We start from the raw sequence: 21154 nt of genomic DNA, 5'->3' as shown, positions 1-21154 counted from the left end.
ACACGCGCGCGGCGGCGGAGCCCGGGAAGCCGGCCCCGGCCGGCGGCACCAGGGTGAGGCGACGCGGGCGGACAACCACAGCGGCGCAACGACAGCGGGTGACCGCTGCCGGGGCACCGCAGCGGGGAAACTGCCGTGAGGGCGGGGACGCGTGGCCGCGGGCCGCCCGGGACCGGGGAGGTGAGGGCGTCCGCTTTCACCCGTCAAATGAGCATCGCTGCACGGAAATCCGCCCCGCCCAAGCAAGCGGATTCGGTCATTCCGGGGCCCCGTTTGGGATTTGTGCCGGGAACCATGAAGACTGCTCCTGTGACGCCGTCCCGTACCCCGCGAGACAACCCGCTCCGCCTCGTCCCCACGCGGCCGATCGCCGCCGCCAGGCGCACCGTGACGGCCCGCCGCCGGCGCCCGTCCCCGCCGCCGCCCGAAGGGCTGCCGCCGCGCGAGCAGCTGGCCCGGCAGGCCAGGGCCGCACTCGCGGACGCCGTCGTGCTCGCCCGGTGGGCCGAACGGAACGAGGCTCTCCCCGGCAGCGGCCCGGAGCGCGAACGGGCCGCCGCCGCACTCCGGATGCCCGTCGAGGACGTACGCACCCACTGGGACCGGGCACGCCTGGCAGGGCTCATCGAGCTGCACGGCGGCACCGCCCGCCCCGGTTGGCGGCTGCGCGCCTGGGAGCGTGACGACAGCGCGGTGCTGCGCGGCTGGATGGCGCTCTTCGACGCGTGGTCCCTGGCCTATCCGGCGCCGACTCCCGCGGACCCCGCACTCGTCGCCGAAGTCGTGGAGGCCGCACCCCAGTTGCTGTCCGTGATGCATCTGACGGCCGGGCCCGTCGCCTTCCCCGCGCTGCACGATCTGCTGGCCCAGCGCGTGGCCGAGCTGCGTGCCGAGCGTGACGCCCTCGACGAGCCGGCCTCCCAGGAGGGCGGCGCCGCGGACCACTCGGAGCAGATGCTCCTGCCGGCCCTGCTCGACTGGGCGCTCGACGGGTTCGCGGCAGTGGGAGCACTGACCCGCTGCGCCGACGCCGAGGCGTCCTCCCAACCACAGGGCAGCGAAGGGGAGACGGGCGTCCGGCAGGGATCGGCGGTCCTCACCCCGCTCGGCAACTGGGCCGTGTGGACCAAGCTCGAGCAGATCTGTGTCGCCGCGCAGAGCCCCGCAGGGAACATCGAGCAGTCCGCCCAGGACATGCTGCGCGGCTGCGCGCGGCTCACGCCCGGACCGGCCCGCGACGAGTACCGCGCCTGGATCGCCGCCCGCTCCAACGGCGCCGCGGTCACCGAACTCCTCGCGGCGGCCCGCGGCGACGACGCCCTCATCCGCGGGCTGGCCTTCGAGGCCCTGCGCGTCATCGGCGCTCCCGCGGAGGAGGCCGTGCGGGAAGGAGCACAGGAACCGACCCTGCGCCCCTACGCACTGCTCTGGCTCGCCGAGCTGGACGGGGCCGATCCCGAGGACCTCGCCGGAGGCGCCCCCGGCGTGCTCAGCCGTCAGGAGGCGACGTGGCTGTGGGTCGACACGGCCGCAGCGGTCACCGACCACGGCGAACAGCGGCTGCTCGTCGACCACTTGGAGACGGCGGTCCAGGGAACTGTGCCGAAGCTGCTGGAGGAGGTGCGTGCGGTCGGGCATCCGCGCACGGTGCAGGTGCTGGTCGCCCTCGCGGCGGCGCACCCCGACCCGGCCCTCGCCAAGGCGGTGCGCCGCGCTGCCTTCCAGGTGCACACCGGCGGCGGCGTCTGACGGCTCACGACACGGGGCCGTGCCGCCGCCGGCCCGTCAGCCGTTCAACCGCCCAGTGCGGGCGTGTAGGTGCCGAAGCTCCACACGTTGCCCTCGAGGTCCCGCGCCATGTAATCCCGCGCGCCGTAGTCCTGGTCGGTGGGCTCCATGAGGATCTCGGCGCCCGCCTCGCGCGCCCGCGCGCAGTGTGCGTCCACGTCCTGGACCACCACGTAGATCCCCACCGTGCCCGCTCCGCGCATCGCCTCGGAGAAGAGACCCTCCCTGCCCTTGCTACCGAGCATCACGGCGCCGTTGCCGTGGGCCAGTTCGGCGTGCATCACTGTGCCGTCGTCCGCCTCGTACATCGCCAGGCGTCTGAAGCCGAACGCCTTCTCCAGCTGCGCGACGGCGGCCTTGGCGTCCTTGTACAGCAGCGTGGGGTAAAGCGTGGGTGCGTCGGACATGGCATTCGCCTCTCTCCCGGCCTGCGGAGGACGGAACTCCTCCGGCTGAGCCGAAGTGTGGCACCCGTCACTGACAACGGCGCGGCGAAGCCGGCGGGGGATCGGGCCCGGGGATCTGCGGGGGAAAGCAGTTGCAGGCGCCGCTAGACTGGCGGCATGGCTACTCACCCGATGCATTAGCGCCGTACGTACGCCCCAGTCCTCGTCCGTACGTACGCCTGACCCGCCTGGAGTAGTCCGTGATCACCGCCACCGGCCTCGAGCTGCGCGCCGGCGCCCGCATCCTGATCGAGTCCGCGACCTTCCGCATCGCCAGGGGCGACCGCATCGGCCTCGTCGGCCGCAACGGCGCCGGCAAGACGACGCTCACCAAGTGCCTCGCGGGCGAGGGTTCGCCCGCCGCGGGCACCATCAGCCGCGGCGGCGAGGTGGGCTATCTGCCGCAGGACCCGCGCACGGGCGACCTCGACGTCGTCGCCCGCGACCGCATCCTCTCCGCCCGCGGCCTCGACGTGGTGATGCGCAGGATGCGGGAGAACGAGGACCGCATCGCACACGGCCAGGGAGCCACCCGCGAGCGGGCCCTGAAGAAGTACGAGCGGCTGGAGACCGAGTTCCTCACCAAGGGCGGATACGCCGCGGAGGCCGAGGCCGCGACCATTGCCGCCAGCCTCGGCCTGCCCGACCGCGTGATGGGCCAGCCTCTGCACACCCTCTCCGGCGGTCAGCGCCGACGCGTCGAGCTGGCCCGCATCCTCTTCTCGGACGCCGACACCCTCCTCCTCGACGAGCCGACCAACCACCTCGACGCCGACTCCGTCGTGTGGCTGCGGGACTTCCTCAAGACCTACCGCGGCGGCCTGGTGGTCATCTCCCACGACCTCGCGCTCATCGAGACCGTCGTCAACAAGGTCTTCTACCTGGACGCGAACCGCGCGGCGATCGACATCTACAACATGGGCTGGAAGCAGTACGTCGTCCAGCGCCAGGACGACGAGAAGCGCCGCAAGCGCGAGCGCGCCAACGCCGAGAAGAAGGCCGCCGCCCTCTCCATGCAGGCGGCGAAGATGGGCGCCAAGGCCACCAAGGCCGTCGCCGCCAAGAACATGGCCCGCCGTGCCGAGAAGCTGCTGTCCGGCCTGGAGGAGGAGCGGCAGTCCGACAAGGTCGCCAAGCTGCGCTTCCCCGATCCGGCACCCTGCGGCAGGACACCGCTGATGGCGGAGGACCTCTCCAAGTCCTACGGCTCGCTGGAGATCTTCACCGGCGTCGACCTCGCCGTCGACAAGGGCTCGCGCGTCGTCATCCTCGGCCTCAACGGCGCGGGCAAGACGACGCTGCTGCGTCTCCTCGCCGGGATCGAGGACCCGGACACGGGCAAGGTCGTCCCCGGGCACGGTCTGAAGCTGGGCTACTACGCGCAGGAGCACGAGACGCTCGACCCCGCGCGGACGGTCCTGGAGAACATGCGCACCGCCGCCCCGGACATGGACCTCGTCGAGATCCGCAAGACGCTGGGCTCGTTCCTCTTCTCCGGCGACGACGTGGACAAGCCCGCCGCGGTGCTCTCCGGCGGAGAGAAGACGCGTCTGGCGCTGGCGACGCTCGTCGTCTCGTCCGCCAACGTGCTCCTTCTGGACGAGCCGACCAACAACCTGGACCCGGCCAGCCGCGAGGAGATCCTGGGCGCGCTGCACACCTTCACGGGTGCCGTCGTCCTGGTCACCCACGACGAGGGGGCCGTCGAGGCGCTGGAGCCGGAGCGGATCATCATGCTCCCGGACGGTGTCGAGGACCTGTGGAACGACGAGTACGCCGATCTTGTCGCCCTGGCCTGACGTCCGGCCGTCTTGATCAATCTCCGCTGGATCATTCGGCCGACGCTTGATCCTTCATATGAGTGAGGGCGGCTCGTATCCCGGCGTGGCCGCCGGGCGGGCTCGGGGACCTGTGGCAGCCGTTTCCGGACTCCGCTCCGTGACGAAGATCTCCCTCGCTGACCAGGAGGTTCGCCGGAGTCCCGCCGGGGACCGCGCAGATCCAGCCACCGGAATTCCGAGTTCCACCGGAAACGGGCGGTAGTCCTGCGCTCACGGCGGTTCCACGGACCTTGCCGAATGGGTGGCCAGAAGCAGGGGGAGGGGTGATCATGAGAGTCACAAAGCGCACTTCCCATGAGGAGGCACGGGTGGCCGAGACTCTGAAGAAGGGCAGCCGGGTGACCGGCACCGCGCGCGAAAAGCTCGCGGCAGACCTCAAGAAGAAGTACGACGGCGGCGCGAGCATCCGGGCGCTGGCCGAAGAGACGGGTCGTTCCTACGGCTTCGTGCATCGAATGCTCAGTGAGTCCGGCGTGGCCCTGCGGGGTCGTGGCGGAGCGACACGAGGCAAGAAGTCCGCCTCGGCCTGACAGGGCTTCCGGGCATCTCTCCCGGTGGTTACTCTTCGGTTACTTGACCAATGAGTAACCACCGGAGGATGTCGATGACCCTGCTGGACAAGGACGGCGTGCGTCTCGCCGTGGACGGCGCCGTGGCCACGGTCACGCTCTCCAACCCGGCCAAGCGCAACGCCCAGTCGCCCGCCCTGTGGCGGGCGCTGACGGAAGCCGGCCGGGCACTGCCCGGTGACGTCCGGGTGGTGGTGCTGCGTGCCGAAGGCAAGTCGTTCTCCGCCGGCCTGGACAAGCAGGCGTTCACCCCCGAAGGAATCGACGGCGAGCTGTCGTTCCTGGAACTCGCGGGCGCTTCCGACGACAAGGTCGACGAGGCCATCGCGACCTTCCAGGAGGCGTTCGCCTGGTGGCGCCGTCCCGACCTGATCAGCGTCGCCGCCGTGCAGGGTCACGCCATCGGGGCGGGGTTCCAGCTCGCGCTGGCCGCGGACATCCGCGTGTGCGCCGACGACGTCCAGTTCGCCATGAAGGAGACCAGCCTCGGACTGGTCCCCGACCTTACGGGCACGCACCCGCTCGTCGGCCTCCTCGGGTACTCGCGCGCGCTGGAGATCTGCGTGACGGGCCGCTTCGTGCACGCGGCCGAGGCGGAGCGCACCGGGCTGGCCAATCTCGTCGTGCCCGCCCCGGAACTCGACAGTGCCGTCGCCGATCTGTCGGCCGCCCTGCTGGGAGGCCCGCGGGACGCCGTCGTCGAGACCAAGGCCCTGCTGCAGGGCGCCGGCCGGCGCACCTATGAGGAGCAGTGCGCCGCCGAACGCGCGGCTCAGACGCGACGGCTCCGTGACCTCGCGGGCCTGGGCGAGTGAAACCCCGCGTCCGGCCCGGCCGGTGACTCCGGCACCGCGGTGCGCCGGTGGGCACCGGGCCGTGGGGTCACCCGTGCCGCTCCGGGTCGACGGCGCCGATCAGCACGGCCACTGTCACCGGCAGGGACGGTTCCTCGGCGTCCCACGCGGCCGCCTTGCCGGCGGCGTGCCGCACGTCCCGTGCCACGTCGAGGGCGCGTGAGGCCTCGGCGACCGCGATCTGGATCTGCAGATGTCTCCCCGTGGGGCGTCCTGCGGCGTCGGTCGTGTCCGTGACGCTCACCGCGCCGGCGGCGCGGCCGCCGGACGCCGGCCCCAGAACGGGGTCGAGACGTGTCACTCCCGGCACGGAGATGACCGCCTGCGCGGTGGCGGCGCCGTCCGGGTCGTCCGCGGGGGCGGGCGGATGCGTCTCGGGGGCCGACGCCCGCTCCGCCGGACGGGCCGGATGCCCGGCGGCGCCGCTCACCCCTGCCCGGTAGCCGTCGCCGGGGGACCGGCCGTCGTGCCCGTTCGTGCTCTCCAGCAGGTCCGTGACCCGCAGATCCACGGTGCGTACGCGCAGCCCCAGCGTCCGGTCCGCGGCCGTCAGCAGCGTCGCCCGTAGCAGCTGCGCCGTCGTCGTCAGCGGCACGTGCGCAGGCGACGCGAAGGCGGCGTCGATGCGCAGCGGACCGGGCGGCAGCGCGGACGGAGGCGGCGGGACCGCCGGCAGTCCGGCCGTCCCCGGCCCGGCGGAGGAGATCCGCAGGTCACCGATCCGTACATGCGGCAGCGCCGCCGAGGCCGTCGCACGGAGCGACGCCACCGCTGCGCTCTCCGCCAGCCACGCTCCGTCCTGCGCGTCCCCCAGGGGCAGCAGCCGCCCGAGCCCGAGCTGGCGCCGTACCGCCCGGGAAAGCCCTTCGGATTCCATCTCAGCTGCCCTCCGTCTTTCTCCGGACCCACTGCGTGACCGGACGGCCTGCCCGAGGGGACCGCCCGGCACGGCCCTCGACCTGCCAAGTGCGGACGTACGAGGCGAATCTCTCGAAGCGCACCTAATGTGGCACAAGAGACGCAATTCAGGATTGCTCTCCTTCACGGAAAGGGGTGAAGGTCATGGCCGACACCAAGACCGGCAACCGGTTCGAGGCTTCCGGACAGGGATCGCGCACGGCCTCACGCGACGGAGCGGGGGAGACCCGTGGCGCCCGTGTCGAGGCGGCCAACCGGGGGCGCACCACCATCTCCGACGATGTCGTCCAGAAGATCGCGGGCATGGCCGCACGTGACGTGCCCGGCGTCCACGCCCTGGGCGGCGGGATGGCCCGCACCTTCGGGGCCATGCGGGACCGCGTACCGGGGACCAGCAGGTCCGCCGCACGGGGCGTCAGCGCCGAGGTCGGTGACATCCAGACGGCGCTCGACCTGGAGCTCGTGGTCGAGTACGGCTACCCCATCGCTGATCTCTCCCGTTCCGTGCGCGAGAACGTCATCTCGGCGGTCGAGCGGATGACGGGCCTGGAGGTCGTGGAGGTCAACATCGCCGTGGACGACGTCAAGTTGCCCGACGAACCGGACGAAGAAGAGGAGCAGGGCCGTACGCGGCTTCAGTAGCGGCGGCGCACATCCGTACTGAGCAAAGGGGCGCACGATGAGCATGGCCGTGATCGGCTTGATCGCAGGGATGGGCCTGGGCTTCGCCGGATTCTTCGGCGGGTTCAGCGCTTTCCTCCTGGTGGCGGCGCTGGGCGGATTCGGCTTCGTCGTGGGCCGCTTCTTCGAGAGTGACCTGCGGGCGGAGGAGTTCTTCCGCCTGCGCGGCGAGAGCCGGCGCAGGTGACGGGAACGGGACGGTGACCACTGAAACCGAGGCACCGGACGGAGCGGAACGGGGTGCGACGACCGTCGTCGAGCGGGTCGTGGCCAAGATCGCCGTTCAGGCGGCACGGGAGGCCCTGCGCGCCACGTCCGCTCCCTGGGTCCCGCCGGGTCCCCGTCACTGGCCCCGCGCCTCCGCCAGGGTGCGGGACGGGACCGCCCGGGTCCGTGTCCTCGTCGAGCTGGGCTACCCTTCCGACATCGGCGCGCAGTGTGCTGCGGTGCGCCGGCAAGTCGTTTCGCGGGTAAAGGAATTGGCCGGCATGGACGTGCCGGACGTGGCCGTGGGCGTGGAACGGCTGCACTCCCAGCAGCTGGACGGCGAGAGGTCCGGGAGGGCCCGGTGAGCGACGAGCGCACCCAGCGGTTGCCGACGCTGGAGAAGGAGCCGCAGGCGGGCCCGGGAGCGGGCGGGGGAGATCTGGAACAGTCGGTCTCCGCGGCCGGCTACGACCCCGGAAGCGGCCCCGGGCAGGCGGGGCGGGCGAAGCGGTTCTGGTCGGTGCGGCGGCTGCCCGCGGGCGTCGTCTCCCTGCTGGCGCTCGCAGCCGCGGGCCTGATGCTCTACGACGTGGTGTCCGTACGGGTGGGCGGTTCCGCGATGGGCTGGCGCCGCACCCTCGCGCGCGAGATGGCGGTCACTCCTGTCGACGACCCCAAGGTCCTCGCGTCCGCCTGCGTGGTCACACTGCTCGGCGTGTGGCTGATCGCGCTCGCCGTCACGCCGGGACGACGCGGTCTGCTCCCGATGCGCCGTGAAGTCGCCGACGTGCGTGGGGGGTTGGAGCGGACGGCCGCGGCGCTGGTGCTGCGGGACCGCGCCATGAAGGTCTCCGGCGTGCAGTCGGTGCGGGTCGCGGTGGGACGGCGCAAGGTACGGGCGCGTGCCCAGGCGCACTTCAGGGACCTGGACGAGGTGCGCGTCGACCTCGACTCGGTCCTCGGGGACGGCATCAGGCGGCTCGGCCTCGCACGTCAGCCGGCACTTTCGGTACACGTACAGCGGGCGAAGAAGCGGTGAGCGGAATGGACGGAGTCCTGCGGAGCGTCAACCGGGTGCTGCTGGGCCTGGCCGGACTGCTGCTGCTCGCCCTCGGACTCGCCGTACTCGTCGGCGGGTTCGACCTGCCTCGGCACTGGCATTTCGGCCTGCCCTCCGGATGGCCGTGGTCACGGCCCGACGACGTGCTGCTCTCCGGCGCCGACCGCACCCAGTGGCGCGGGGAGAGCTGGTGGTGGCCGGCGGTCCTCGGCGGTCTCTCGCTGCTGGTGCTCCTGCTGGTGTGGTGGCTGCTCGGGCAGCTGCGCAAGCGCAGGCTCGGCGAGGTCCTGGTCGAAAGCGGCGAGGGCGAGGCAGCGTTGCTGCGCGGAAGGGCCCTGTCCAACGTGCTGGAGGCCGAGGCCGCCGCGCTCCCGGGCGTCGACAAGGCGGCGGTGCGGCTGAGCGGACGGCGCACCGCCCCGCGCGCCTCGGTCGAGCTGCTGCTGGCGGCTCACGCCGAGCCGGGGCCCGTGCTGGGGCGCGTCACCGGAGAGGCGCTCGAACACGCGCGTACGTCGGCGTCGCTGGACAGCCTGCCTGCGGAGGTCCGGCTGCGCACCGTCAAGCACCGCGCCGAGAAGGTGCTCTGAGCCCTCCGCTTGCCCGTGGGAGTCCGGGGCGCGGACCTCATCAAGGGCGGCCGCCGTCCCGGGTCGCAGCCGTGAGGTCGTGGCCGGAGCCACGACCTCACGGGCGGTAAGCCTCAGAAGCCCCGGCGGGCACCGCCGTCGACCGGCAGCATGACGCCCGTGAGGTACGAGGCCGCCGGTGAGAGCACGAAGGCCGCCGTACGCCCGAACTCCTCCGGAGTCCCGTAGCGGCGCAGCGGAATCGCCGCCTCGTTGCGTTCGCGTGCGGCGTCGCCGTCGCCGCTGAGCGAGTCGAGGTAGTGGAGCCGCTCGGTGGCGATCCGGCCCGGAAGCAGACCGAGCACCCGGATCCCCAGCGGTCCCGCCTCGTTCGCCAGCGTCTTGGCGAAGCCGGCCAGCCCGGGGCGCAGCCCGTTGGAGAGGGTGAGCGCCGGAATCGGCTCGTGCACGGATCCGGAGAGAACGAAGGCGATGACGCCGCCCTCGCCCAGTTCGCCGGCCGCCGTGCGTGCCAGGCGTACCGCCCCGAGGAAGACCGTCTCGAACGCCGACCGCCACTGTTCGTCGGAGAGCGAGTCCGCCGGCATGCCCGCCGGCGGGCCGCCGACGCTGATCAGTACGCCGTCGAAGCGCCCGAAACTGCTCTTCGCCGTCTCGATGAGGCGCCCGGCGGTTTCCGGATCGGCGTTGTCGGCACCGATCCCGACGGCCGATCCCGCGCCGAGTTGCGCGGCGGCCTCGGTGGCGGCCTCATCGCTGCGGCCGGAGACGACCACCTTGGCTCCGTCGGCGACGAGCGCTTCCGCTGTCGCGAACCCGAGTCCGCGGGTGGCACCTGTGATGACGTAGACGCGGTCCTTCAGCCCGAGATCCATGGCTCACAGTGTGCGCCACCGCTCACCGGTGCGTGCAGGCAGGGTCAGTCGGCGGAAGAAGGGATTCCGGCCTGGGCGGTGGAGGGTGGCGTCCTGTCCTGCTCACCGTCGCCTTCGCCGTCGGGGCCCGAGGAGTCGCGGGGGGTGGCGGAGACCCGGGTATCCCCGGCCTCCGCCGGATCGGCCCCGTCGGAGGGGGCGGTTCCGGGGGCCGCCGCACGGTCCCTGCTTTCGCGGCGTACCAGGATCACCCAGCCGACCGGAACGCCCGCGGCGAAGAGCCACCACTGGACGGCGTAGGCCATGTGGGCGCCGATGCTGCTGTGGTCGGGCTCGGGAATGCGCTGCGGCTGGCCGGCCGCCGGCTTCGGGGACGTCGACGTCAGCTGGAGGTAGCCCCGCAGCACGGGCCTGTCGAGTGTTCCGGCCAGGCGGCCGCTGTTGATCAGCATCACCTGACGGGGCGGCAGGCCCTGTTTGTCCTTGATGCCGCTGGCCTCGCTCGTCTCGTCCGCCATGGCGCGGCCGGTGACCGTGATCTTGCCGCGTGGCGGTGCCGGCACGTCGGGGAAGCGCGTGAGGTCGCCGCCCGCCTCGATCCAGCCGCGGTTGACCAGGACGGCGCTGCCGTCCTCGCGGACCAGCGGCGTGACGACGAAGTACCCGATGGACTTCCCGTCCGCGCCCGTACGCTGCCGCACCACGACCTCGTGGCGGGTGTCGTAGCGCCCCGTCGCCTTCGCCGTGCGGAACTGCTCGTCCTCCGCGGGACCGTGCGCGGGGCTGCTGAGCCGGTCGAAGGGCACGGGCTCGGCCCTGAGGCTGGAGGAGATCAGCTCGTTGTGCGCCACCCTCGACTCGTGCCTGTGCAGCTGCCAGAAGCCCAGCTTGATCATCGCGGGGATGAGGGCGAGGCCGAGGAGGGTGAGGATCACCCACTGCCTGGACAACAGGAAGCGGTACACGCCTGACGAATGTACTCCCCGGAGCTCACGGACCCGGTGCTGGGGCCACGTCCCGCAGGAGATGGCCGAAGGCGGCCTCGTCGACGACGGGAGTGCCGTACGCCTGCGCCTTGACGATCTTCGAGGTGAGGGAATCGGGATCATTGGTGACCAGCAGGCTGGTGAGCCGCGAGACGTGGGAGGAGATGTGCAGCCCGGCCTCGGTCGCCCGGTCCTCGAGCAGCTCACGGTCGACCGAGGTGTCGCCCGAGATGGCGATCCGCATCCCCTGCACGAGTCTCCCGCCCGGCTCGTACCGGCCCGGATTGGGGTAGGGGCAGGCGGGCCGCTTCCGTGAGCGGCGCCAGCCGTGCCCGTACGGACGTGGCCCCCGGCCTCGGTGGCCGTCGAAGAAGGTGCCGCCGTCGGCGCCCTGCCCTTCCGGCCACTCCGAGAGGGGCCGGCAGGCGTGCAGCGGCAGCCGCACCTCCTGCTGGACGGCGAGATGGAGGCTCGGCCGGAACGCCTCGGCCAGCACCCGCGCGTCGTCGAGGGCGTGGTGTGCGCGCTGCTGGGAGACGCCGTAGTGCGCCGCGAGCGATTCCAGCTTGTGGTTGGGCAGCGGAAGCGAGAGCTGCTTGGCGAGGGCGATCGTGCACAGCCGCTGGCGGACGGGCGGCGTGCGCTGCGCACGCGCGTACTCCCGGGCGATCATCGACCAGTCGAAGACCGCGTTGTGCGCGACCAGCACGCGGCCGTCGAGACGGGTGGCCAGGTCGTCGGCGATCTCCGTGAACAGCGGGGCGTCGGCGAGGACTTCGGTGGTCAGGCCGTGGATCCAGGTGGGGCCCGGATCGCGCTGCGGGTTGACGGTCGAGTACCAGTGGTCCTCGACCTCGCCGCGCGCATCCAGCCGGTAGACGGCCGCGGAGACGATGCGGTCGTCACGGGCGAGGCCGGTGGTCTCGACGTCCACCACCGCGTAGCCCTGCGGATATCCGTCGGGCCAGGCGGCGGCCCCTGCTGCGGAGCCGACGGCCGGTGACTGGGCGGGGACCCGGCCGGCTGCCGCCGTCCCGTCCGCGGGCTCGCTCGGGGATGCCGTCTGGTCTTCGAGCATGGTCACAGAGAATACGGGGCGGCACTGACAGTTCCCGCGGGGCCTGCCGGTGCGCCCGGTGCGGAACCGGGCCGGCGGGAGCGGCCCGACGGTGTGTCAACGTCCCGGTCCGGGCGGGGGATTGAGGCCCGCGGCCGCCTCCCGCGGAGAGTGCGTGCGCACAGGCGCGGGGGAGCGCATCGGGAGGGGCGGCCCCGCACAGGAGAGCGGAGAGTGAGGGCGGAGAGCAGGGCGGAGGGGTGCCCGTTCGCGGTCCGGGTGACGGCCACTCATTTTATACTTGTCGGTAACAACCCCTGGCGGGGGGAGCCGTCCGGGTCTACCTTGCTGACATGCCGTCTCAGTTGCCTGACGTCGTACTCTGGTCGATACCTGCCTTCATTCTGCTCACGGTGATCGAAATCGTGAGCTACCGCCTTCATCCGGACGACGACGCCGCCGGATACGAGGCAAAGGACGCCGCCACGAGCATCGGCATGGGGCTGGGCAGTCTCGCCTTCGACGCCCTGTGGAAGATCCCCATCGTGGCCCTCTACGTGGGCATCTACGAACTGACGCCGCTGCGCGTACCCGTGGAGTGGTGGACGCTGCCGCTGATGCTCCTCGCGCAGGACTTCTTCTACTACTGGTCCCACCGCGGGCACCACGTCATCCGCATCCTGTGGGCCTGCCACGTGGTGCACCACTCCAGCAGGAAGTTCAACCTGAGCACCGCGCTGCGCCAGCCGTGGACCACGTGGACCGTCTGGCCCTTCTACGTGCCGATGATCGCGCTGGGCGTGCACCCCGCCGCGCTCGCCTTCTGCTCCTCGGTCAACCTCGTCTACCAGTTCTGGATCCACACGGAGCGGATCGGCAAGCTGCCCCGTCCGGTCGAGTTCGTCTTCAACACGCCTTCGCACCACCGTGTCCACCACGCCTCCCAGGGCGGCTACCTGGACCGGAACTTCGGCGGAATCCTGATCGTCTGGGACCGGCTCTTCGGCTCCTTCACGCCGGAGACCGAGCGGTGCGTCTTCGGGCTCACCAAGAACATCTCGACCTACAACCCGCTGCGCGTGGCCACGCACGAGTACGTCTCCATCGGCCGCGACCTGCGTGCGGCGAGCACTTGGGGCGAGCGTGCCGGAAGGGTCTTCCGCGGGCCCGGCTGGGCGCCGCAGGCGCACGTCGGGGACGGCGAGGACGGGAACGGCGGGGCGGGCGGCACGCAAGAGGCCGGACCGCCCGAGCAGCCCGGCCTCTCGCCGGCGGATTCGCCGGCGCCGCGCGTCACCTCCTGACCCGGCGGGTCAAGAGGCGGCGCGGGCACCGGCGTTGAGTTCGCCGGGGGTGGTTCCTACTTCTTGACGGCCGCGAGCGCGTCCACGATGCCGTGGCCGTAGAAGCTGTTGTTGCCCTTGAGGCCGGTGCACTCGGCCTCGTACGTGCCCTTGCCGTCGGGGTCGAAGGACTCGGGGCAGGCCACGCTCCTCGCCTGCGCCTTCAGCATCCAGGCGACGTCCTTCGCGCTGGCCTCGGGGTGCTTGCTCTTGATGAGCGCCGCGACACCCGCGACCTGCGGCCCGGCCATCGAAGTGCCCTGCAGGTAGGCGTAGTCGCCGTCGGGCATCGTCGAGAGCACGCCGCCGTCCTTCGCCGGCTCCTCAGGAGTCTGGTAGCGCCGGTCGCCGCCGGGAGCCGAGAGATCGATCTGGTTGAGGCCGTAGTTGGAGAAGTACGACTTCCCGTCCTCGGCTCCGGTGGAGGAGACCGAGATCGCCCCGGGCAGCATGGTCGGGATGTCGGGGCAGTCCGCCGGGTTGACGGTCCGCTCGACAGGCTCCGTGTCGTTGGGGCTGGTGTCGTCCTTGATCTCGGTCGCGGCCAGGTCGTGCGAGGAGTTGCCCGCGGACGAGACGTGCGCGACGCCCTTGCCCGTCGCGTACTTCATTGCCCTGCTCACGGCGTCGGTGATCGCCTTCTGGTCCGGGTCGTCGGAGCAGTTGTAGAGCCAAGGGTCCACGTAGTAGCTGTTGTTGGTGACCTCGATGCCGTGGTCGGCGGCGAAGACCATCGCGCAGACCACCGCTTCGCTGTAGAACAGCGAGGTGTCCGGCTCGGAGACCTTCAGCGAGGCGACCTGCACGCCCGGCGCGGCGCCGGCAACGCCGACTCCGTTGCGCGGGGCGGCGACGATGCCCGCCACGTGCGTGCCGTGGTAGTCGCCCGACGGGTCGAAGGGACGCCAGGCGCCCTTCTTGGTGTCCGCCTTGCCGCCCACGCAGCTCGCGGACTGCTTGGCCGAGAAGTTGGCCGCGAGGTCGGGGTGCGTGTCGTCCACACCGGTGTCGATCACACCGACGGTGACGTCCCTGCTGCCCTGGCTGATCTTGCTGGCCTTGTCGGCCCTGATGGCCCGCTTGTCCCACTGGAGGGACTCAAGGGGTTCCTTGCCGTCGGCCAGGGCCTCGGCCCTGGCGTCGGCCCCCATCGCCGACTTCGGCACGTCGAGGTACTTCGGCTTCCCCACATCCGTGGTTGCGGCGCTGCGGAGAGGTGCAGTGCGGGTCGCGCCTGCCGTCTCCACGCCCTTCACCGAGCGCATCTTCTCCGCAAAGCCGGCGTCCGACGAGTGCGCGACGATCACGCCGATCTTTGCGTAAGCGGTGACGACCTTGCCGTCAGCCTTGGCTATCTCCTTCTTGACACGCTTCACCGTGCCGGTGTCCGCCTCGGTGTTGACGACGTAGCTCAGCTTCTCGCCGTCCGTCTTCGAGGATGCGGGTGTGTCCTGACCGCTGGCCACGGCAGCGCCTGCCAGACCGATGGAGGCAGTCAGAACCAGTCCCAGCGGCATGGCGAGTCTTCGCCACCGCCTGGAATGTTGCGAATCCATGGGATCTCCATGTTGTCCGAAGTTGACCACAGAGATGGGAACTTAGCGCCGATCGGTACTGCCCAGCAATGGGATCCCGAAGATGACCCGGGTCCTCTTCGATAACTCTTCCGTGTCTCAACGACCTCCCCCTGTTGCCAGCCCCTTGTGAAGATCTACGATGCGCCGCACCGCACTCCCGGTGTCCACACCCCGACCTGCTCATTTTTCTCACCCTGTTACCCACATCGACTGGAGTTCCCGTGGACTCAGCACAAGAGAACGAGAGGTCCGCGCCACCGGATGGCACGGACTACGTGCAGGTGCAGCAGAGCGCGGAGTTCGGAGAGCTGCGCAGCACTTTCCGGTCATTCGCGTTCCCCCTCACCGTCGGCTTCATCGCCTGGTACCTGCTGTACGTGCTGCTGTCGAACTACGCCGGCGGGTTCATGGCGACCAAGGTCGTCGGCACGATCAACGTTGCCTTCGTCCTGGGGCTCGCCCAGTTCCTGACCACCTTCCTCGTCGCCTGGTGGTACTCCCGTCACGCCGCGGCCAAGTTCGACCCGAAGGGCGCGGCCATCAAGAACCGTCTGGACGGTGAAGCATGAGCCTCACCCACTCGCTGGCCGTCTCCTCGGGGTCCTCGGGGCAGCTGCAGCTCGCGGCCGAGGGCGCCAGCCAGCACCGCACTCTGATCGTCACACTCTTCACGGTCTTTGTCCTGCTCACGCTCGGCATCACGGTGTGGGCCGGCCGCAGGACGAAGGACGCCACGGACTTCTACGCGGGCGGCCGGGAGTTCACCGGTTTCCAGAACGGGCTGGCGATCTCCGGCGACTACATGTCCGCCGCCTCGTTCCTCGGCATCGCCGGCGCCATCGCGCTGTCGGGCTACGACGGCTTCCTCTACTCCATCGGCTTCCTCGTGGCATGGCTGGTGGCGCTGGTACTCGTAGCGGAGCCGCTGCGCAACTCCGGCCGCTACACGATGGGCGACGTCCTCGCCTTCCGGATGCGGCAGCGCCCCGTCCGTACCGCGGCGGGCGTCTCCACGATCATCGTCTCGATCTTCTACCTGCTGGCACAGATGGTCGGCGCGGGTGCGCTCGTCGCCCTGCTGCTGGGCATCACGGGTGAGGCGGGGAAGAACCTGATCGTGGTGCTCGTCGGCGTCGTCATGGTGCTGTACGTGACGATCGGCGGCATGAAGGGCACCACCTGGGTGCAGATGATCAAGGCCGTCCTGCTCATCGGCGGCACGCTCATCATCACCGTGCTGGTCTTCCACAAGTTCAACTACAACCTCTCCAGCCTGCTCGGTGCCGCCGCCGAGAACAGCGGCAAGGGAGCGGCGTTCCTGGAGCCGGGCCTGAAGTACGGCGTCAGCGCCACGTCGAAGATCGACTTCATCTCGCTCGGCCTCGCGCTCGTGCTGGGCACCGCGGGCCTGCCGCACATCCTGATCCGCTTCTACACCGTTCCGACGGCCAACGCGGCCCGCAAGTCCGTGAACTGGGCGATCGGGATCATCGGCGTCTTCTACCTGATGACCATCGCGCTGGGCTTCGGCGCGGCGGCCCTGCTCTCCCAGAAGACGATCACCGAATCCGACCCGGCGGGCAACACCGCGGCTCCGCTGCTGGCTCAGGAGATCGGCGGCGGCGCGGACTCGACCGGAGGGGCGATCCTTCTCGCGATGATCTCGGCGGTCGCCTTCGCCACGATCCTGGCCGTGGTCGCGGGCCTCACGCTCGCCTCGTCCTCGTCGTTCGCGCACGACCTGTACGCGAACGTGATCCGCAAGGGCAAGGCGACCGACAAGGAGGAGGTCAGCGCAGCGCGCGTCTCCTCGGTGATCATCGGTGCCGTCGCGATCGTCCTCGGCATCTTCGCCGGCGGACTGAACGTCGCCGGACTCGTCGCGCTCGCCTTCGCGGTCGCCGCGTCGGCCAACCTGCCGACGATCCTCTACAGCCTCTTCTGGAAGCGCTTCACCACCAGGGGTGCGCTGTGGTCGATCTACGGCGGACTGACCTCGTCCGTGGTGCTGGTGCTCTTCTCGCCCGTCGTCACCGGTGCACCGACCTCGATGTTCCCGAGTGCGGACATCGCCGTCTTCCCGCTGTCCAACCCGGGGTTGATCTCGATTCCGCTCGGCTTCCTGATGGGCTGGCTCGGCTCGATCACCTCCAAGGAGGACAGCGCGGTGGAGAAGCACGCGGAGCTGGAGGTGCGTTCCCTCACGGGTCACGGCGCGCACTGAGCGCAACCCGTACGGGGCGCCACCGACTTCAACGATCTGTTGAATGTCGGTGGCGTCCCGTACGCTGCGAAGAATCGGCACAACCGTGGGAGGGCTGCCAGCAATGCTGCTCGACACATACGGCCGGGTCGCCACCGACTTGCGCGTTTCGCTCACCGACCGCTGCAATCTGCGCTGCACCTACTGCATGCCCGAGGAAGGGCTGCAGTGGCTTGCCAAGCCGGAGCTGCTCACGGACGACGAGATCGTCCGCCTCGTGCGTATCGCCGTGGACGAACTCGGCGTCGAGGAGGTCCGGTTCACCGGCGGCGAACCGCTCCTGCGGCCAGGGCTCACCGGCATCGTCGAGCGCTGCGCCGCGCTGACGCGCCGCCCGAAGCTCTCCCTCACCACGAACGGGATCGGCCTCGAACGTACGGCCGGCGCGCTGCGTGACGCCGGCCTGGACCGGGTCAACGTCTCGCTGGACACGCTCGATCCGGAGGTCTTCCAGAGGATGACCCGCCGCAAGCGGCACGCGGACGTGCTGCGCGGTCTCGCCGCGGCGCACGAGGCGGGCCTGACTCCGGTGAAGGTCAACTCCGTTCTGATGCCGGGGCTCAACGACGGCGAGGCGCCCGACCTGCTCGCCTGGGCCGTGGAGCACGGCTACGAACTCCGCTTCATCGAGCAGATGCCGCTCGACGCACAGCACGGCTGGCAGCGGGACGGCATGATCACTGCCGGGGACATCCTGGAGTCGCTGAGCAGCCGCTTCACTCTCACCCCCGAGGACGAGGAAGAGCGCGGATCCGCTCCCGCGGAGCGCTGGATCGTCGACGGCGGCCCGCACCGCGTCGGCGTCATCGCCTCGGTCACCCGGCCTTTCTGCCGCGCCTGCGACCGCACTCGCCTGACGGCCGACGGTCAGGTGCGCACCTGCCTGTTCGCCACGGAGGAGTCCGATCTGCGCGGTGCGCTGCGCTCGGGCGCGGACGACGGTGAGGTCGCCTCGCGCTGGCGGCAGGCGATGTGGGGCAAGAAGGCGGGGGCCGGCATCGACGACCCGTCATTCGTGCAGCCCGACCGTCCCATGTCAGCCATCGGCGGCTGAGCGCCCGGAGGCGCCGCCTCCTTCCCACTCCGTGAGGCGGACGACGTCCTTCAGGAAGCCCCTCATTCCCAGGAAGGACGAGAGGTGTTCGCGGTGTTCGTCGCACGCCAGCCACGTCTTGCGGCGCTCCGGGGTGTGCAGCTTGGGGTTGTTCCAGGCCAGCACCCACACGGCGGGGGCGCGGCAGCCCTTGGCCGAGCAGATCGGGCTCTCGGGGGCCTCGCCGTCATGGGAGGGGCCGGACGGCTGGAACGGGAAGGAAGGCTTTGAGGACACAGCCTCCATCCAACACCCCGGGCCGGAAGACAAGCGACGCCGGGCAGCCACGGGGGGAGCCGCCCGGCGTCGGTCTGTCGCTCCGACGGGGGATGCGGAGCGCTTCTGAAGTATGGCACGGGGACCCCTGCGAGGTGCAGCGGAACAGCATGATTGATCTGAGCTTTTCTTGAGCTTTTACGCAAGCATGGCCGGCCGCCGGTTCAACTGCGGCCGCCGGAGGGCCCCTCGGCCGGTTCGCCGCGGGATTCCGGTACGGCGTCCGAAGCCGCGAGCGCGGGCCGCGTGTGCGTGTGCACGTGTGCGGACGGCATCGAAGAAGGGTTCTCCCGGCCCGCGTTGGCGATCACCACCGCCACGTACGGCAGCAACGCCCCGATCACCAGTGTCACAACGGCCAACGGCCGCTGGACGTTCCACAGGACGACGGTCAGCAGCACCGACGCCGTCCGGATCAGCATCGAGATGACGTAGCGCCGCTGCCTGCCCCGCACATCGTCGGCGAGCGACTGACGGGCTCCGGTGATCTGGAAGACCTCGGCTCCGCGCTGCTTCCGCATCACTCTCACCACCTCACCCGTGCCGGTCGCCCGGCCTGGTACCGGGCACACACTCTCTCTCACGGTACGCCTGGGATCGGACGGCTTCGAGACCGGGCGTACCGGCCGTGTGGACCGGTCGTACTCCGGTACAGCCCGTACGGACCACTCCGCAGTGCGGCGTAGTGCGTGCGGCGCCAAGCTGACGGCGCACGGTCCGGCACGGCCCGGCGCCGTACGGTCCGGCGCGGGCACGAGGCGGGGCAGGATCAGGCACTCTGCGGAGGCACGATGAACTGGTTGTGGGCGATCATCGTCGGGCTGGTGCTGGGGGTGCTGGCACGGGCGATCATCCCGGGCCGTCAGCGCATGCCCCTCTGGCTGACCGTGCTCTTCGGGATGCTGGGAGCCGTCCTCGGCAACGCGATCGCCACGTGGGCCGGTGTGGGCGTGACCAGCGGCTTCGACTGGATCCGGCACGGCCTCCAACTCGGATGCGCCGTGCTGGTCGTGGCGCTCGGCTCACCGCTGTGGCAGCAGATCAGGGGGAGAGGCAGGGGGCAGCGGGCACGCATGTGAGGCGCGGCCCCGCGCAGCCTGCCCGCACCCGGCCCGGAGTGTCCGGACGGGGTGCGAGCGGACAGCATGCGGGACGGGCGGGCTGTGAGGGCGAAAGGAGCTGCGGGGCGAAGGAGCTGCAGGGCGGGCGGGCCCAGAGGTCCCGCCCGCCCTCAGGGACCTCCTCAGAGGCCTTCGATCTGCGCGATCCTCCGGCCCGCCTTGAGGTAGACCGTCCCGCTCAGGCCCGCCTCGGCCAGCTTCTCGGGCACCACCTCGGCCAGCGGCCGAAGCGCGTCCGCCTCGGGCAGCACGATCGCGTGCTGCTCGCCGCCCGCCTCCGCCTCGACGACGAGCCGCAGCCCCTTCTGCTTGGCCATGCGCCGCGCGGCCGAGGCGCTCGGGGTGAACTCCAGCACCCGGGTGAGGATCGCCGCGATGCCCTCGCCGCCGTGCTCGGCGGCGTCAACGCTCGGCAGCGTCTCCACGTCCCCGAAGGACTTCTTCGAGAACTGCGCCGTGAAGTGCGCCCGGGCGGCCTTCGCCGCCTCCGGCCCGTAGAGCGCCATGACGACGTCGCCCGCCAGCACCTTCTTCAGGTCCATCGGGTGCAGCGTCCTGTCCTCGGTACGGGCGGTCACCTGATCGATCTCGGCGTCCGTCCACTCCGTCCAGGCACGCAGGTACGGCACCATCAGCCGGTCCGGAATCGACATGATCTTGCCGTACACGTCGTCCGCGTCGGCGGTCAGGCTGACGTAGTTGTCCTTGGACTTCGACATCTTCGCGCCCGAGCCGTCCGTGCCCTCGATGAGCGGCATGGCCGCGATCATCTGCGGGCTCTGCCCGTGCAGTTCCATCAGGCGCCGGCCCATCTGCATGTTCAACAGCTGGTCCACGCCGCCGAGTTCGATGTCGCAGTCCAGTTCGACGGAGTCCAGGGCCATCGCCACGGGGTAGATCAGTTCCGACATGGTCAGCCCGGAGCCCTGAGCAAGGCGGTTGCGGAAGTCCTCACGCTGGAGCAGCGCCGAGGCGGGCACCTGGGCGAGCAGGGCGATCAGCTGCGCGAATCCGATCCCGCCCAGCCAGTTGCTGTTGTTGCGGAAGCTGACGTTCTCGAAGTCGAAGAACGGCCTGACCTGGTCCTGGTAGCCCGAGAGGTTCTTCGCGATGTCCTCGTCGGTCAGAGCCGGACGCTCCGCCGTACGGCCCGACGGATCGCCGATCTTCGCGGTGAAGTCACCGATGATCAGCGTGACGTCGTGTCCCATCCGCTGAAACCGGCTGAGCACGATCATCTGTACCGCGTGGCCCAGGTGCACATCGGCGGCGGTCGGGTCGATGCCGAGTTTCACGTGCAGGCCCTTGCCCTGGGCCCGCTTCGCCTCGATCGCCTCCGCGAGCTTCTCCACCGACGGAAGCACCTCGACCGCGCGTGCCCCGATCAGCGCGGCCTGCTCCTTCGCCGGGAGATCGCTCAGATCCAGATAGCGGCGCGACCCCGTCTCGGCGAGCAGCTGCTCGACCGTGGTGTCGGAGGAGAGGTCCTGGGCCAGCAGCCGGCTGGCGCGCTGTACGGAGTCGCCGAGGCGTGTCACGTTCTGTCCTGGGGATAGAAGCGGATCAGGGTCGCCGCAGAGTCTATTCGTGCCGGGCGGACTCCCGGCGT

At 70.6% G+C, this 21154-nt stretch carries 23 protein-coding genes; 14 read left to right on the top strand and 9 right to left on the bottom strand.

Annotated features, from left to right (window positions below):
- Positions 1–309 precede the first annotated feature (309 nt).
- The gene (locus tag H180DRAFT_RS08210) at positions 310–1749 is read left to right on the top strand and encodes a hypothetical protein (protein ID WP_254665932.1); all 1440 of its coding nucleotides are present in this window, start codon (positions 310–312) and stop codon (positions 1747–1749) included.
- Positions 1750–1793: 44 nt separating this feature from the next.
- Here H180DRAFT_RS08210 and H180DRAFT_RS08205 read toward each other — a convergent pair whose 3' ends face one another.
- Positions 1794–2195: a VOC family protein gene (locus H180DRAFT_RS08205; protein WP_055485344.1), complete on the bottom strand. Its 402-nt coding sequence runs from the start codon at positions 2193–2195 to the stop codon at positions 1794–1796.
- A gap of 239 nt (positions 2196–2434) precedes the next feature.
- On the opposite strand from H180DRAFT_RS08205, the gene H180DRAFT_RS08200 reads away from it, so the two are divergent.
- The 3 genes from H180DRAFT_RS08200 (at position 2435) to H180DRAFT_RS08190 (ending at position 5459) form a co-directional block, all read left to right on the top strand.
- A complete protein-coding gene (locus H180DRAFT_RS08200; RefSeq protein ID WP_055485343.1) occupies positions 2435–4033 on the top strand; it encodes an ABC-F family ATP-binding cassette domain-containing protein in 1599 nt (532 codons plus the stop codon).
- Between the two features lie 350 nt (positions 4034–4383).
- Positions 4384–4605, top strand: a complete 222-nt coding sequence (locus tag H180DRAFT_RS08195; RefSeq protein WP_028435537.1) for a helix-turn-helix domain-containing protein — start codon at positions 4384–4386, stop codon at positions 4603–4605.
- 74 nt (positions 4606–4679) lie between these two features.
- Positions 4680–5459 carry an enoyl-CoA hydratase/isomerase family protein gene (locus tag H180DRAFT_RS08190; RefSeq protein ID WP_055485596.1) on the top strand — a complete coding sequence of 260 codons (780 nt, stop codon included), beginning with the start codon at positions 4680–4682 and terminating at the stop codon, positions 5457–5459.
- Positions 5460–5526: 67 nt separating this feature from the next.
- On the opposite strand, the gene H180DRAFT_RS08185 is transcribed toward H180DRAFT_RS08190, so the two are convergent.
- Positions 5527–6375: a hypothetical protein gene (locus H180DRAFT_RS08185; protein ID WP_055485342.1), complete on the bottom strand. Its 849-nt coding sequence runs from the start codon at positions 6373–6375 to the stop codon at positions 5527–5529.
- A gap of 185 nt (positions 6376–6560) precedes the next feature.
- Between H180DRAFT_RS08185 and H180DRAFT_RS08180 the strand changes: the two genes are divergently transcribed.
- The 5 genes from H180DRAFT_RS08180 to amaP are packed head-to-tail and all read left to right on the top strand — an operon-like array spanning position 6561 to position 8954.
- On the top strand, positions 6561–7058 hold the full coding sequence (locus H180DRAFT_RS08180; protein WP_055485595.1) for an Asp23/Gls24 family envelope stress response protein: 498 nt from the start codon (positions 6561–6563) through the stop codon (positions 7056–7058).
- 37 nt (positions 7059–7095) lie between these two features.
- Positions 7096–7284 (top strand): hypothetical protein, encoded by a 189-nt coding sequence (locus H180DRAFT_RS08175; RefSeq protein WP_055485341.1) that lies wholly within the window; start codon positions 7096–7098, stop codon positions 7282–7284.
- Positions 7285–7297: 13 nt separating this feature from the next.
- The gene (locus tag H180DRAFT_RS08170; RefSeq protein WP_055485340.1) at positions 7298–7669 is read left to right on the top strand and encodes an Asp23/Gls24 family envelope stress response protein; all 372 of its coding nucleotides are present in this window, start codon (positions 7298–7300) and stop codon (positions 7667–7669) included.
- A gap of 20 nt (positions 7670–7689) precedes the next feature.
- Positions 7690–8343 (top strand): DUF6286 domain-containing protein, encoded by a 654-nt coding sequence (locus H180DRAFT_RS08165; RefSeq protein ID WP_254665948.1) that lies wholly within the window; start codon positions 7690–7692, stop codon positions 8341–8343.
- Between the two features lie 5 nt (positions 8344–8348).
- Positions 8349–8954, top strand: a complete 606-nt coding sequence (gene amaP / locus H180DRAFT_RS08160; protein WP_055485338.1) for an alkaline shock response membrane anchor protein AmaP — start codon at positions 8349–8351, stop codon at positions 8952–8954.
- Positions 8955–9067: 113 nt separating this feature from the next.
- Here the strand turns inward: amaP and H180DRAFT_RS08155 are convergent, their stop codons facing one another.
- The 3 genes from H180DRAFT_RS08155 to H180DRAFT_RS08145 are packed head-to-tail and all read right to left on the bottom strand — an operon-like array spanning position 9068 to position 11893.
- Complete coding sequence (locus H180DRAFT_RS08155) at positions 9068–9829, bottom strand: SDR family oxidoreductase (protein ID WP_055485337.1); 762 nt, start codon at positions 9827–9829, stop codon at positions 9068–9070.
- A gap of 44 nt (positions 9830–9873) precedes the next feature.
- A complete protein-coding gene (locus H180DRAFT_RS08150) occupies positions 9874–10794 on the bottom strand; it encodes an SURF1 family cytochrome oxidase biogenesis protein (protein WP_074466693.1) in 921 nt (306 codons plus the stop codon).
- A 25-nt stretch (positions 10795–10819) separates the two neighbouring features.
- Positions 10820–11893: a DEDDh family exonuclease gene (locus H180DRAFT_RS08145; RefSeq protein ID WP_055485336.1), complete on the bottom strand. Its 1074-nt coding sequence runs from the start codon at positions 11891–11893 to the stop codon at positions 10820–10822.
- A gap of 332 nt (positions 11894–12225) precedes the next feature.
- On the opposite strand from H180DRAFT_RS08145, the gene H180DRAFT_RS08140 reads away from it, so the two are divergent.
- The gene (locus H180DRAFT_RS08140) at positions 12226–13176 is read left to right on the top strand and encodes a sterol desaturase family protein (protein ID WP_055485335.1); all 951 of its coding nucleotides are present in this window, start codon (positions 12226–12228) and stop codon (positions 13174–13176) included.
- 56 nt (positions 13177–13232) lie between these two features.
- Here H180DRAFT_RS08140 and H180DRAFT_RS08135 read toward each other — a convergent pair whose 3' ends face one another.
- Positions 13233–14732 carry a S8 family peptidase gene (locus H180DRAFT_RS08135; protein ID WP_055485334.1) on the bottom strand — a complete coding sequence of 500 codons (1500 nt, stop codon included), beginning with the start codon at positions 14730–14732 and terminating at the stop codon, positions 13233–13235.
- A gap of 281 nt (positions 14733–15013) precedes the next feature.
- Here H180DRAFT_RS08135 and H180DRAFT_RS08130 point away from each other — a divergent pair, with 281 nt between their 5' ends.
- The 3 genes from H180DRAFT_RS08130 to moaA all read left to right on the top strand — a co-directional run bounded on the left by H180DRAFT_RS08130 (position 15014) and on the right by moaA (position 18109).
- Positions 15014–15361, top strand: a complete 348-nt coding sequence (locus H180DRAFT_RS08130) for a DUF485 domain-containing protein (protein ID WP_074466692.1) — start codon at positions 15014–15016, stop codon at positions 15359–15361.
- The gene (locus H180DRAFT_RS08125; RefSeq protein WP_055485333.1) at positions 15358–17016 is read left to right on the top strand and encodes a solute symporter family protein; all 1659 of its coding nucleotides are present in this window, start codon (positions 15358–15360) and stop codon (positions 17014–17016) included. Before H180DRAFT_RS08130 ends, H180DRAFT_RS08125 begins: the two co-directional genes overlap by 4 nt.
- Before the next feature lie 103 nt (positions 17017–17119).
- Positions 17120–18109 carry a GTP 3',8-cyclase MoaA gene (gene moaA, locus H180DRAFT_RS08120; RefSeq protein WP_055485332.1) on the top strand — a complete coding sequence of 330 codons (990 nt, stop codon included), beginning with the start codon at positions 17120–17122 and terminating at the stop codon, positions 18107–18109.
- Here the strand turns inward: moaA and H180DRAFT_RS08115 are convergent.
- Both H180DRAFT_RS08115 and H180DRAFT_RS08110 read right to left on the bottom strand, forming a co-directional pair.
- The gene (locus H180DRAFT_RS08115; RefSeq protein ID WP_055485593.1) at positions 18092–18313 is read right to left on the bottom strand and encodes a hypothetical protein; all 222 of its coding nucleotides are present in this window, start codon (positions 18311–18313) and stop codon (positions 18092–18094) included. The two genes, moaA and H180DRAFT_RS08115, sit on opposite strands and share 18 nt — an antisense overlap.
- Positions 18314–18588: 275 nt before the next feature.
- Positions 18589–18945: a DUF3099 domain-containing protein gene (locus H180DRAFT_RS08110; RefSeq protein WP_055485331.1), complete on the bottom strand. Its 357-nt coding sequence runs from the start codon at positions 18943–18945 to the stop codon at positions 18589–18591.
- A gap of 270 nt (positions 18946–19215) precedes the next feature.
- Here H180DRAFT_RS08110 and H180DRAFT_RS08105 point away from each other — a divergent pair, with 270 nt between their 5' ends.
- Positions 19216–19503: a GlsB/YeaQ/YmgE family stress response membrane protein gene (locus H180DRAFT_RS08105; RefSeq protein WP_055485330.1), complete on the top strand. Its 288-nt coding sequence runs from the start codon at positions 19216–19218 to the stop codon at positions 19501–19503.
- A gap of 164 nt (positions 19504–19667) precedes the next feature.
- Here H180DRAFT_RS08105 and tyrS read toward each other — a convergent pair whose 3' ends face one another.
- Positions 19668–21083, bottom strand: coding sequence for a tyrosine--tRNA ligase (tyrS, locus tag H180DRAFT_RS08100; RefSeq protein WP_055485329.1), 1416 nt, complete (start codon positions 21081–21083; stop codon positions 19668–19670).
- Positions 21084–21154 lie beyond the last annotated feature (71 nt).

Origin of the sequence: Streptomyces sp. WMMB 322 (assembly GCF_900090145.1) — a bacterium.
Taxonomy (GTDB): domain Bacteria; phylum Actinomycetota; class Actinomycetes; order Streptomycetales; family Streptomycetaceae; genus Streptomyces.
This window is presented reverse-complemented; position numbering and strand designations above follow the sequence as displayed.